This window comes from Paraburkholderia sp. JPY465 (assembly GCF_050436725.1).
Lineage (GTDB): Bacteria > Pseudomonadota > Gammaproteobacteria > Burkholderiales > Burkholderiaceae > Paraburkholderia > Paraburkholderia youngii.
On record NZ_JBNDMT010000003.1, the window covers coordinates 1,921,536 to 1,933,516 of the forward strand.

The 11,981-nt window shown below is 66.3% G+C and carries 8 protein-coding genes; all 8 read left to right on the forward strand.

Going from position 1 to position 11,981, the window contains the following annotated elements; translation table 11 throughout:
• The first annotated feature begins 29 nt into the window (after nucleotides 1–29).
• The 8 genes from QFZ94_RS23565 (at nucleotide 30) to QFZ94_RS23600 (ending at nucleotide 11,904) form a co-directional block, all read left to right on the forward strand.
• A complete protein-coding gene (locus QFZ94_RS23565) occupies nucleotides 30–974 on the forward strand; it encodes a YihY/virulence factor BrkB family protein (protein ID WP_429459912.1) in 945 nt (314 codons plus the stop codon).
• 235 nt (nucleotides 975–1,209) lie between these two features.
• On the forward strand, nucleotides 1,210–2,463 hold the full coding sequence (locus QFZ94_RS23570) for an MFS transporter (RefSeq protein ID WP_429459914.1): 1,254 nt from the start codon (nucleotides 1,210–1,212) through the stop codon (nucleotides 2,461–2,463).
• 282 nt (nucleotides 2,464–2,745) lie between these two features.
• Nucleotides 2,746–3,537, forward strand: a complete 792-nt coding sequence (locus QFZ94_RS23575; protein WP_429459916.1) for a TetR/AcrR family transcriptional regulator — start codon at nucleotides 2,746–2,748, stop codon at nucleotides 3,535–3,537.
• A 126-nt stretch (nucleotides 3,538–3,663) separates the two neighbouring features.
• Entirely contained in the window at nucleotides 3,664–6,162 is a 2,499-nt protein-coding gene (locus tag QFZ94_RS23580; RefSeq protein ID WP_429459918.1) for an acyl-CoA dehydrogenase, read from the forward strand.
• Between the two features lie 146 nt (nucleotides 6,163–6,308).
• Nucleotides 6,309–7,730 (forward strand): 3-oxoacyl-ACP reductase, encoded by a 1,422-nt coding sequence (locus QFZ94_RS23585; RefSeq protein ID WP_429459920.1) that lies wholly within the window; start codon nucleotides 6,309–6,311, stop codon nucleotides 7,728–7,730.
• A gap of 14 nt (nucleotides 7,731–7,744) precedes the next feature.
• The gene (locus QFZ94_RS23590; protein ID WP_429459922.1) at nucleotides 7,745–8,680 is read left to right on the forward strand and encodes a MaoC family dehydratase; all 936 of its coding nucleotides are present in this window, start codon (nucleotides 7,745–7,747) and stop codon (nucleotides 8,678–8,680) included.
• Nucleotides 8,681–8,766: 86 nt separating this feature from the next.
• Nucleotides 8,767–10,068 carry an acetyl-CoA C-acetyltransferase gene (locus QFZ94_RS23595; RefSeq protein ID WP_368582723.1) on the forward strand — a complete coding sequence of 434 codons (1,302 nt, stop codon included), beginning with the start codon at nucleotides 8,767–8,769 and terminating at the stop codon, nucleotides 10,066–10,068.
• 36 nt (nucleotides 10,069–10,104) lie between these two features.
• Nucleotides 10,105–11,904: an AMP-binding protein gene (locus QFZ94_RS23600; RefSeq protein ID WP_429459925.1), complete on the forward strand. Its 1,800-nt coding sequence runs from the start codon at nucleotides 10,105–10,107 to the stop codon at nucleotides 11,902–11,904.
• Nucleotides 11,905–11,981 lie beyond the last annotated feature (77 nt).

Consider the following 11,981-nt stretch of genomic DNA (forward strand, 5'->3'; position numbering starts at 1 on the left):
TTCGCGCGCTGCCGCAAGCCGAGGACAGCATGTCAGCACCGCAACCGAAAACCGCAGCGCGACCCGCTCGCTGGCGCCACACGTTCAACGTCGCGAGCGACGCCGCAGGCCGTTTCCTGTCGGACCGATGCGCGATGCTCGGCGCGAGCATCGCGTTCTATTCGGCGTTCTCGCTGGCGCCCACGCTGCTGCTCGTGCTCGCGGTCATCGGCTGGATCTTCGGCCGCGATGCCGCGCAGGGACGGCTTTTCGAGCAGGCGCGGCAGTTGGTGGGCAACGACGCGGCGCACGCGATGCAGGATATCGTCGCCCATGCGCACTATGCGGGCGGCAGCGGCGTCGCCGCGGCGTTTTCGATCGCGCTGCTGCTGGTCGGCGCGTCGGCCACGTTCTCATCGTTGAATACCGCGCTCGACATCGTCTTTGCCGCCCACCCGCGCAAGGGCATCGCCGGGCTGGCGCTGCTGGTGCGCGCGCGGCTCGTGTCGATCGGTCTGCTGATCGGGCTCAGCTTTCTGCTGGTCGTGTCGCTCGTCGTCGACGCGGCGATTCAGACCCTCGGCGGTGCGCTGTTCGGCAATTCGGCGCTCGGCATCGTTGCCGATGTGCTGCAATCGTTACTCGGTTTCGTCATTCTGGCCGTCGGGCTCGGCGCGCTGATCAAGTGGCTGCCCGACGCGGCGGTGCCGTTGCGGCCCGCGCTCGTGGGCGGCAACGTCGCGAGCCTGCTGTTCACGGCCGGCCGGCATCTGTTCAGCTTCTACCTCGTGCATGCGGGCACGGCAGGCGTGTTCGGCGCGGCCGGCTCGCTCGCGGTGCTGATGATGTGGTTGTACTTCTGCGCGGCGGTGTTTCTGTTCGGCGCGGAAGTCGCCGCGTCGTTGTGCCGGGTTGCAGCCTCTCGCGCTCATCCCGGGCTTCGGCAAGCAGGAGACAAACTCGATAAAAAATCGGCGCCCGGAAACTCTCGATAGATATTACAAAAACGCGCCCGGATAAACCGACAATTACATTTACCCGACATTAAACAAGCATGACGAATTCAGCACGAAAATTGCTGTGCGCATTAACACGGAGAAAAACGGCTTCAACCACGCAAACGCTTAATGCCCGGCGTACACTCGCCGGCAAGCGCTTGCCATGAGGCGCAAGGGCTGCGTTTCCGGCCGCGATCAAACGCGGATTTGCGAATACTCAGGAGGACAATCAATGAGCTGGACTCGGGAACAGAGAAACGTCACGATCGCCGCCTATCTAGGCTGGACGCTCGACGCATTCGATTTCTTTCTGATGGTGTTCGTGTTGAAAGATATCGCGCAGGAATTCAATACGGACATTCCGTCGGTCGCGGTCGCGATCATGCTGACCCTGATGATGCGCCCGCTCGGCGCATTGATTTTCGGCTGGCTCGCCGACAAATACGGCCGCCGTCCGACGCTGATGATCAACATCGGGTGCTTCTCGTTGCTCGAACTGCTGTCCGGTCTGTCGCCCAACCTGATGACGCTGCTCGTGCTGCGCGCGCTGTTCGGTATCGCGATGGGCGGCGAATGGGGTGTCGGCGGCGCGCTGACCATGGAAACCGTGCCGCCGAAATCGCGCGGCATCGTCTCGGGTCTGCTGCAGGCCGGCTATCCGAGCGGCTATCTGCTCGCGTCGATCGTGTTCGGCGTGTTCTTTCAATACATCGGCTGGCGCGGTATGTTCTTCGTCGGCGTGCTGCCGGCGCTGCTCGTGCTGTACATTCGCGCGCACGTGCCGGAGTCGCCCGCGTTCCAGACGCTCGAAAAGAAGGTGCGTCCGGGCCTCGTCGCGACGCTCAAGCAGAACATCGGCCTGTCGATCTACGCGATCATCCTGATGACCGCGTTCAACTTCTTCTCGCACGGCTCGCAGGATCTGTATCCGACTTTCCTGCGCGTCCAGCTCAAGTTCGATCCGCACACGGTGTCGTGGATCACGATCGTCCTGAACATCGGCGCGATCTGCGGGGGCCTGTTCTTCGGCTGGGCATCGGAGAAGATCGGCCGCAAGCGCGCGATCTTCATCGCCGCGTTGATCGCGCTGCCGGTGCTGCCGCTGTGGGCGTTCTCCACCACGCCGTTTCTGCTTGCGCTCGGCGCGTTCCTGATGCAGATCTCGGTGCAAGGCGCGTGGGGCGTGATTCCGGTGCACCTGAACGAAATCTCGCCCGATGAAATCCGCGCGACCTTCCCCGGGCTCGTGTACCAGCTGGGCAATCTGATCGCCTCCGTCAACGGTCCGATGCAATCGAAGATCGCGGAGATGCACGACAACAACTACGCGCTCGTGATGGCGGTCGTAATCGGCATCGTCGCGATCGTGATCTGCGCGCTGATTCCGTTCAGCCGCGAGCGCCGCGGCATCGACATGACGCAGTCCGCGCGTGAGATCGTCGGCGCGGGATCGGCGGGCGGCGCGGTAGGAGGACAGCGCGTTTAACCGCTTCGGGCGTTCGCATCAACGCCTGGCGCGCATCAAGTCGCAACGCAATACGAGGCCGTTCCGGTTCGCCCGGAACGGCCTTTTCATTTCCGGCGCGGCCGGTATCACGAGCCGCGCTTCGCAAGCACGACTTTCGTCAGCTCTTCTAGAGGAGTTAGTCGAGCCCGCTCCTTGCTCGCACCGTCCCTCCTTTTTTATCCTGCAAAAAACGATTGTTTCAAATACCGATTTGAATCGCGTGTTTGCGAGCCGGCAGCACCGGCAACTGGGAGACGCAGCATGGCAGTTCGCACCACGGGCCGGCATGTCGGCGATACGAAGTCACGCATTCTCGACGCCGCGGAGACGCTGTTCATCGAATGCGGTTATGAAGCGCTGTCGCTGCGCCAGATCACGTCGCGCGCCGATGTCAATCTCGCGGCCGTCAACTATCACTTCGGCCACAAGGAATCGCTGATTCATTCGATGCTGTCGCGCCGGCTCGATCCGCTGAACGAGGAGCGCGTGAAGCTCATCGACCGCTTCGACGCGATGCTCGGCGCGCGCCTGAGCTGCGAGCACGTGCTCGGCGCGATGTTCATTCCGGCTCTGCGTCTGTCGCGCGATCCGCGTGTCGGCGGCAAAGCGTTTCTGCGCCTGCTCGGGCGCGCGTATACCGATCCGTCGTCGTTTATCCGCGACTTTCTGAACGCGCATTACGAGTCGGTGGCGATGCGCTTCTTCGACGCGTTCCAGCGCGCGCTGCCGCATCTGCCGCGCGAGGAGCTCGGCTGGCGGCTGCACTTCGCGATCGGCGCGCTGTCGGGCGTGCTCGCCGGCACCGATACCAGCGGCCTGATTGGCGAGTTCTCGCAAGGCAAGCCGATGAACGATCTGCAACTGATCGCGCGCCTCGCGTCGCTGATCGTCGCCGCGCTGAAGGCGCCGCTGCCGGACGGCACGCAACTGGCCGCATTCGCGGCGGTACTCGGCGATGCGACCGACGACGATGGCGCGGTCGGCACGTTCGCTAATGCGCATCGAGACACCAGCGGCGAAGCGGCTGCGTGCGCCGCGCCATGTGACGGGTAGCGCGGCGCACAGGTGGCCCGGCGATTGCATGACCAGAGAAAGGGCAACCCAAAAAATCAGCAGAGCGCGAGCGGTGCGCGCCCGTGGGCCGCATTCGCACGCAGCAACGACAGAGGAGGAAACATCATGCCGTGGTTCATCCTGGCGCTCGTCATCGCCGCCTTCGCTCTCGTCTACGTGCAGGCGCGCGCCTCGTGGTGGCTCGCGGCGCTGATCGTCTGGGTCGCGGCCGCGCACCTGAGCGGCGCGGCTGGCCCGCTGCTGACGGCCTTGCTCGCGATCGTGTTCGTGCTCCCCGCCCTCGTGCTGACGATCAGGCCGCTGCGCCGCGCATGGCTCGCGAAACCGCTGCTCGACACGTTCCGCAAGATCCTGCCGGAGATGTCGCCGACCGAGCGCGACGCGATCGAAGCCGGCACGGTGTGGTGGGACGCCGAGCTGTTCTCGGGCCGCCCGCACTGGGACACGCTGCTCGGCTACGGCCCGGCCGCGCTCAGCGCCGAAGAGCAGGCATTCCTCGACGTCGAATGCGAGCAGTTGTGCGACCTCGCGAACGACTGGGACACCACGATGGTCTGGCAGGACCTGTCGCCGCAAACGTGGCAGTTCATCAAGCAGCACGGCTTTCTCGGCATGATCATTCCGAAGCAGTACGGCGGCAAACAGTTCTCCGCGTACGCGCATTCGCAGGTGATCATGAAGCTCGCGACGCGCTGCACGGCCGCGGCCGTCTCGGTGATGGTGCCGAACTCGCTCGGCCCCGCCGAGCTGCTGATGCACTACGGCACCGACGCGCAGAAGAACTACTATCTGCCGCGTCTCGCGCGCGGCGAGGAAATCCCCTGCTTCGCGCTGACGAGCCCGTACGCCGGTTCCGACGCCGCCGCGATTCCCGATGTCGGCATCGTCTGCCAGGGCATGCACGAAGGCCGCGAGACGCTCGGCTTTCGCGTCACGTGGGACAAGCGCTACATCACGCTCGGGCCGATCGCGACGGTGCTCGGCCTCGCGTTCCGCGCGCTCGATCCCGACCATCTGCTCGGCGCGAACGACGAACCCGGCATCACCTGCGCGCTGATTCCGACCAACCATCCTGGCGTGAACATCGGCCGTCGTCACTGGCCGTTGAACGCGGTGTTCCAGAACGGCCCGAACTCGGGCAAGGACGTGTTCATTCCGCTCGACTGGGTGATCGGCGGACGCGCGCAGGTCGGCAACGGCTGGCGCATGCTGATGGAGTGTCTGGCGGCGGGCCGCGCGATCTCGCTGCCGTCGTCGAACGTCGGGATGGCCAAGGTCGCGGTGCGCGGCACCGGCGCGTATGCCGCGATTCGCCGCCAGTTCCGCACCGCCGTCGGCAAGTTCGAGGGCGTGCAGGAAGCGCTCGGCCGCATGGGCGGCAACCTGTACGTGATGGACGCCGCGCGCCGCCTGTCCGCGCAGGCGGTCGATCTCGGCGAAAAGCCGTCGGTCATTTCGGCGATCGCCAAATATCACATCACCGAGCGCGCGCGCAGCGTCATCAACGACGGCATGGACGTCGTCGCCGGCAAGGGTATTTGCATGGGGCCGTCGAATTTTCTGGCGCGCGCGTATCAGCAGATGCCGATCTCAATCACCGTCGAAGGCGCGAACATTCTGACGCGCTGCCTGATCATCTTCGGCCAGGGCGCGATCCGCTGCCACCCGTACGTGCTGAAGGAAATGACCGCGACGCGCGAGCCAGATCGCGCGAAGGCCTTGCGCGAATTCGACGCGGCCTTCTTCGGTCACGTGAATTTCACGCTGTCGACCGTGCTACGCAGCACCGTGTATGGGCTGACCGGCGGCGCGCTGATCGCGAAGCCGCGCCGCGCGTACGCGCCGCTCCATCCGTACTACCGCGCGGTGACGCGTCTGTCGACCGTGTTCGCGCTGCTCGCCGACGTGTCGATGCTGGTGCTCGGCGGCGATCTGAAGCGCCGTGAACGCATCTCGGCACGCCTCGGCGACGTGCTGTCGCAACTGTTCCTGATCTCGGCGACGCTGAAGCGCTTCGAGGACGAAGGCCGTCAGCAGGACGACCTGCCGCTCGTGCGCTGGGGCGTCGAGGATGCGCTGTACAAGGCGCAGCACGCGCTCGACGGCGTGCTCGCGAACTATCCGAACCGGCTCGCCGCGACGCTCGTGCAGCTGCTCGCGTTCCCGTTCGGCCTGCCGCATCGCGAGCCGTCGGACCGGCTCGGCAGCGAGATCGCCGAGCTGATGCAGACGCCCGGCGCCGCGCGCGAGCGGCTCGTCGCCGACTCGTACGTGCCGCGTCCCGACGTCGACGCGCTCGGCTATGGCGAGCTCGTGTTCGCGCTGAATCCACGGTTCACGCAAATCGAGCACAAGCTGCGCGACGCGGTCGAACAGGGCCTGCTCGAACCGCTGCCGCAAAGCCTGCCGCAGCTCGCCGCGTGGACCGATGCGGCGCAACGTCAGGGCCTCATCGACGCCGACGAGCGGCGGGTGCTCGACGACTACGCGCGCTACGGCGCGCAGGTCGTCAAGGTCGACGATTTCCCGGCCGACTTCGACCTGCTCGCAAGCTTGCAACAGCGCAAGCAGGCGCTCGAAAAGGCGCTGGATCTGGCGGCCTGACGCGCGCGCTCACGCAGAAAAAACTACCGATGCGGCGCGGCAACCCGTACCCGAGTCACGCAACTCAAGGCACACTGACACACGTCCGGCAGCCCTGAAAAATCGCTGGGGCTACCCGCGGCGCGTCCAGCGGAGCAACCGATAACATGAACGACTCCTACCTGAAGTTCGTCAACTCGCCGTTCGGCGGCCGCCTCGCGCGCTCCCTCGGCCTGCCGAAGCCCGAGGTGCTGCGGCGCTACCGGGCGGACCGGCCCGAATTCGACGGTCTGATCGCGATCGGCGCGGGCCGCGAGCCGCGCCTGTTCGACGCGCTCGCGAGTCTGATCGCCAGCATCGGCATGACGAGCGTCGCGCACGAAAGCGCCGGGCTGTGGGTGCCGCTCGCCAATCGACACGGCCTGATGACCGGCCGCTTCGAGCCGGCCGAAGCCGGTGCGCCCGGCAAGCTCGCCGCGCTGCTGTTCGATGCCAGTGGTATCGACGACAGCAGCCATCTCGAACCATTGCACGGCTTTTTCCACGACACGCTGCGCTCGCTCGGCAAGTGCGGGCGCATCGTCGTGCTGGGGCGGCCGCCCGAGGCCTGCACGAGCCCGCGTCAGTGGACCGCGCAGCGCGCGCTCGAAGGGCTCGTGCGTTCGCTCGGCAAGGAAGCGCGGCGCGGCATCACCGCGAATCTCGTGTACGTCGAGGACGGCGCGGAAAGCGCCATCGACGCGACGCTGCGTTTCTTCCTGTCGCCGCGTTCGGCCTATGTGTCGGGCCAGGTGGTGCGGATCGCTGCCAGCCGCAACGAAGCGCTACCGCCCGGCGCGCCCGCGTTCGACTGGCGCCAGCCGCTCGCCGGGCGGCGTGCGCTCGTCACGGGCGCCGCGCGCGGCATCGGCGCCGCGATTGCGAGCGTGCTTGCGGCCGAGGGCGCGCATGTGATCGGCGTCGACATTCCGTCCGCGCGCGACGCGCTCGATGCGACGACGCGTCAGCTGAACGGCAGCGCGCTCGCGTTCGACATCGCCGCGCCCGAAGCGCCCGCGCAGATCGCAGCGGCGCTCGATGAGCTCGGCGTCGACATCGTCGTGCACAACGCCGGCATCACGAAGGACAAGACCATCGCGAGGATGACCGACGCCGCGTGGCAAAGCGTGATCGACATCAACCTGGGCGCGCAGGAGCGCATCGACGACGCGCTGCTCGCGGGCGGCATCCTGCGCGATGGCGGGCGCATCGTCGCGGTGTCGTCGATCAGCGGCATCGCGGGCAATGCCGGCCAGACCAACTATGCGACGTCGAAGGCCGGCGTGATCGGCCGGGTGCAAAGCATGGCGCCGCAACTGCGCGCGCGCGGCATCACGATCAACGCGGTCGCGCCCGGCTTCATCGAAACGCAGATGACCGCGAAAATGCCGCTCGCGCTCCGCGAGGCCGGCCGCCGCATGAACTCGATGAGCCAGGGCGGCGAGCCCGTCGACGTCGCGCAGACCATCGCGTGGCTCGCGCATCCGGGCTCGGCCGGCGTGACGGGCCAGGTCGTGCGCGTGTGCGGTCAAAGCCTGATCGGCGCCTGAACCGGAGCATGGCTATGGACGAACCACGCGATCCGTTCGGCAGCCGTCAGCTCGCGCCCGCGCCGGGCGGCGACGGCGCGCGGCCGAAAACCGTCGTCATCGAAACGCTGCCTGCGCCGGCAAAACTTTACGGGCGCGCGCTGACGGGCCTCGTCAAGCGAGGCCGCGAATCGCGGCTGCCGCCGTTGCGGCTCGTGCGCCCCGCCGTCGTGCTCGAGCCCGGCCCCGCGTGGCGCTATGCGCGCGTGTGCGGCTTCATTCCCGAGCACGGCGTGCCGCTCACTTACCCGCACCTGCTCGCGTTTCCGCTGCATCTGCTGATGCTGACCGACCCCGCGTTTCCGTGGCCCGCGCTCGGTCTCGTGCATCTGGCCAATCACGTGCGGCTGCGCCGGCCGCTCGCCTACAAGGATCTGTTGCGCATCGAGGTCGAATTTGGCGCGATGCTGCGCCACGACAAGGGCCAGGCATTCGTCGTGCATACGCGCATCTATCGACGCGGCGAGGCGGTGTGGGACGGCGACAGCATCTATCTGAAGCGCGCGGTGCCAGCGCTCGGTCATCCGCTCGAAGCGCTCGCGCTCGGCCCCGACGCGCTGCAACGGATCGCGCGCTGGCAGCTCGCGCCGCAACTGGGCCGCGACTATGCGAGCGTGTCCGGCGACTACAACCCGATCCACCTGAGCGCGCTGTCGGCGAAGGCGTTCGGCTTTCCGCGCGCGATCGCGCATGGCATGTGGACGCTCGCGCGCGCTGCTTCGTCGCTGCAGCCGCCGAAGCCGCTCGCCGAAGCGACGCTCGCCGCCGAGTTCAAGCTGCCGATGCTGCTGCCCGGTGAAGCGTCGCTGTGGAGCGCCTCGCCTTCGCTGATCGAGCGCGATCTCGAGGTGCGCGATATCGCCGGGGTCAAGCCGCATTTGCGCGCGCGCATGCAGTGGCGGCTGCTGTGAGCCGCGAGCGCGCCGTTCGTAGCGTTTGCATCGTTTGCATCGATTGCTTCGACCAATGATCCGGGCACGACCCAAAGGAGCCGAGCATGTCCCACCCGCAACCCGCCGTGCGCCGCGTCGCCGTCATCGGCGGCAACCGGATTCCGTTTGCGCGCTCGAACACCGCGTACGCGAGCGCATCGAATCAGGACATGCTGACCTTCACGCTGCAAGGGCTCGTCGATCGCTACGACCTGCACGGCGTGCGTCTCGGCGAAGTCGCGGCGGGCGCGGTGATCAAGCATTCGCGCGACTTCAACCTGACGCGCGAGTCGGTGCTGTCCACCACGCTCGCGAAGGAAACCCCCGCCTACGACGTGCAGCAGGCCTGCGGCACCGGCCTCGAAGCGGCGATCCTCGTCGCCAACAAGATCGCGCTCGGGCAGATCGACGCGGGCATCGCGGGCGGCGTCGACACCACCTCCGACGCGCCGATCGGCGTCAACGAGCGGATGCGCAAGATTCTGCTCGAAGCGAATCGCGGCAAGAGCACCGGGCAACGGGTTGCCGCGCTCAGCAGGCTGCGGCCCGGCATGTTCTTCAAGCCGCTGTTGCCGCGCAACGTCGAGCCGCGCACCGGGCTGTCGATGGGCGAGCATTGCGAACTGATGGCCAAGCGCTGGAACATTTCGCGCGAGGCGCAGGACGTGCTCGCCTACGAAAGCCATCGCAAGCTCGCCGATGCGTACGCGCGCGGCTTCGTCAACGATCTGATGACGCCGTACAAAGGCCTCGCGCGCGACAACAACCTGCGCGCCGACCTGTCGCTCGAAAAGCTGTCGAATCTGAAGCCGGTGTTCGACCGCGACGCCGGAACGCTGACCGCGGGCAATTCGACGCCGCTGACCGACGGCGCATCCGCGGTACTGCTCGCAAGCGAAGCATGGGCGGCCGAGCGCGGCTTGCCGGTGCTCGCGTATCTGAGCTGGTCGGAAACCGCGGCCGTCGACTTTTTCGACAGGCAGGAAGGCCTGCTGATGGCGCCCGCCTACGCCGTGCCGCGCATGCTCACGCGCGCCGGCCTCGCGTTGCAGGACTTCGATTTCTATGAGATTCACGAAGCGTTCGCGGCCCAGGTGTTGTGCACGCTCGCGGCATGGCAGGATGACGAATATTGCCGTACGCAGCTTGGCCTCGCCGGCGCGCTGGGGTCGATCGATCGCACGAAGCTCAACGTGAACGGCGGTTCGCTCGCGACCGGCCATCCGTTTGCGGCGACGGGCGGACGCATCGTCGCCGCGCTCGCGAAGATGCTCGCGCAACTCGACAAACCGGCTGGTGGCGCACGCGGGCTGATCTCGATCTGCGCGGCGGGCGGCCAGGGGGTCGTCGCGATTCTGGAGCGCTAGCGCGGCAGCGGATACCAACATATCAGGAGGCAACCGATGATCGAGCCCACCCAAGCGCCGCAGCAAGTGCCGGATGCAGGCAGCACTCAGGTGTCAAACCCGGCGCCAAACGCGGCGCCAAACCCCGCACCGAACACCGACGGCATCTGGTACGCGTCCTATCCAGACGACGTGCCGCGCGACATCGACGTCACGCAATACGAATCGATCGACCAGTTCTTCGACGAATGCACCGCGCAGTTCCGCGAGCGCGTCGCGTACGTCAGCGTCGGCGCGAGCCTGACGTACGGCGAGCTGGCCCGCAAGGCGAGCGCGTTCGCGGCCTACCTGCAAAGCATCGGCGTGCAGCCCGGCGAGCGCGTCGCGATCATGCTGCCGAACACGTTCCAGTATCCGGTCGCGCTGTTCGGCACGATCAAGGCGGGCGCCGTGGTCGTCAACGTGAATCCGCTCTATACGGTGCGCGAACTCGCGCACCAGCTAAAGGACAGCGGCGCGCAGACGATCGTCGTGTTCGAAAACTTCGCGAAGACGCTCGAAGACGCGTTGCCCGGCACCAGGGTGCGCAACGTGATCGTGACCGGCCTCGGCGATCTGCTCGCCGACGGCGTGAACCTGAAGGGCCACCTGCTCAATTTCATGCTGCGTCACGTGAAAAAGATGGTGCCCGCCTACCAGCTGCCGCAGGCGGTGCCGCTGCTGAAAGCGCTTTCGATCGGTTACGCGCGGCCGCACACGCCGGTGCGCGCGAGCCACGAAGACATCGCGTTCCTGCAGTACACGGGCGGCACGACAGGCGTCGCGAAAGGCGCGATGCTCACGCACCGGAACATCATCGCCAATCTGTTGCAGGCGAAGGCATGGGCCGCGGGGCAACTGTCCGGTGAAGGCGAAACGGTGCTCACACCGCTGCCGCTGTATCACATCTACTCGCTGACCGTGAACGCGCTGATTTTCATGGGGCTCGGCGGGCGCAACATCCTGATCGCGAATCCGCGCGACATGAAGCGGGTGATGATGATCCTGCGTCACGAAAAATTCACCGGCATGACCGCGGTCAACACGCTCTATAACGCGTTCCTCGACAACGAGGAATTCTGCCGGCGCGATTTCTCGGACCTGAAGCTCGCGATGGCGGGCGGCATGGCGACGCAGAAGAGCGTCGCGGAGCGCTTCAAGGCGGTGACGGGCAAGCCGATCGTCGAGGGCTACGGGCTGACAGAGTGCTCGCCGATCGTGTCGATGAATCCGGTCGATCTGACCAATCTGCGCGACTTCGAGGGCTCGGTCGGACTGCCCGCGCCGTCCACGCAGGTGCGCTTCAGGAAAGACGACGGCAGCTGGGCCAATATCGGCGAGGCGGGCGAGCTGTGCGTGAAGGGCCCGCAGGTGATGAAGGGCTACTGGAACCGCCCCGACGAAACCGCGAAGGTGATCGACGACGACGGCTGGCTCGCGACCGGCGACATCGGCGTGATCGACTCGCGCGGCTTTATCCGTCTGATCGATCGCAAGAAGGACATGATCCTCGTGTCGGGCTTCAACGTGTATCCGAACGAAATCGAGGATGTGATCGCCGCGCATCCGGACGTGCGCGAAGTGGCCGCGATCGGCGTGCCCGATCCCGCGCAGGGCGAGCGCGTGAAGGTGTTCATCGTGCGGCGCACGCCGACACTGACCGCCGAGCAGGTGATCGCGTACTGCCGCAAGAATCTGACTGGCTACAAGGTGCCGAAGCTCGTCGAGTTCCGCGACGAGTTGCCGCAAACCAATGTCGGCAAAATTCTGCGCCGTGCATTGCGCGACGAGGAACTCGCGAAACAGAAGTCTGCCTGACGGGAATAAGCATTGCTTCAATGCGTTATAGCTTTGTTGCCTTGCGTTATTGCCTTGCATGTTGCATGAGCGGCCGC

What these genes read in the sequence shown, in the direction of transcription:
- QFZ94_RS23565 (WP_429459912.1), top strand. Translation starts at nt 30, where the DNA reads ATGTCAGCACCGCAACCGAAAACCGCAGCGCGACCCGCTCGCTGGCGC.
- QFZ94_RS23570 (WP_429459914.1), top strand. Translation starts at nt 1,210, where the DNA reads ATGAGCTGGACTCGGGAACAGAGAAACGTCACGATCGCCGCCTATCTA.
- QFZ94_RS23575 (WP_429459916.1), top strand. Translation starts at nt 2,746, where the DNA reads ATGGCAGTTCGCACCACGGGCCGGCATGTCGGCGATACGAAGTCACGC.
- QFZ94_RS23580 (WP_429459918.1), top strand. Translation starts at nt 3,664, where the DNA reads ATGCCGTGGTTCATCCTGGCGCTCGTCATCGCCGCCTTCGCTCTCGTC.
- QFZ94_RS23585 (WP_429459920.1), top strand. Translation starts at nt 6,309, where the DNA reads ATGAACGACTCCTACCTGAAGTTCGTCAACTCGCCGTTCGGCGGCCGC.
- QFZ94_RS23590 (WP_429459922.1), top strand. Translation starts at nt 7,745, where the DNA reads ATGGACGAACCACGCGATCCGTTCGGCAGCCGTCAGCTCGCGCCCGCG.
- QFZ94_RS23595 (WP_368582723.1), top strand. Translation starts at nt 8,767, where the DNA reads ATGTCCCACCCGCAACCCGCCGTGCGCCGCGTCGCCGTCATCGGCGGC.
- QFZ94_RS23600 (WP_429459925.1), top strand. Translation starts at nt 10,105, where the DNA reads ATGATCGAGCCCACCCAAGCGCCGCAGCAAGTGCCGGATGCAGGCAGC.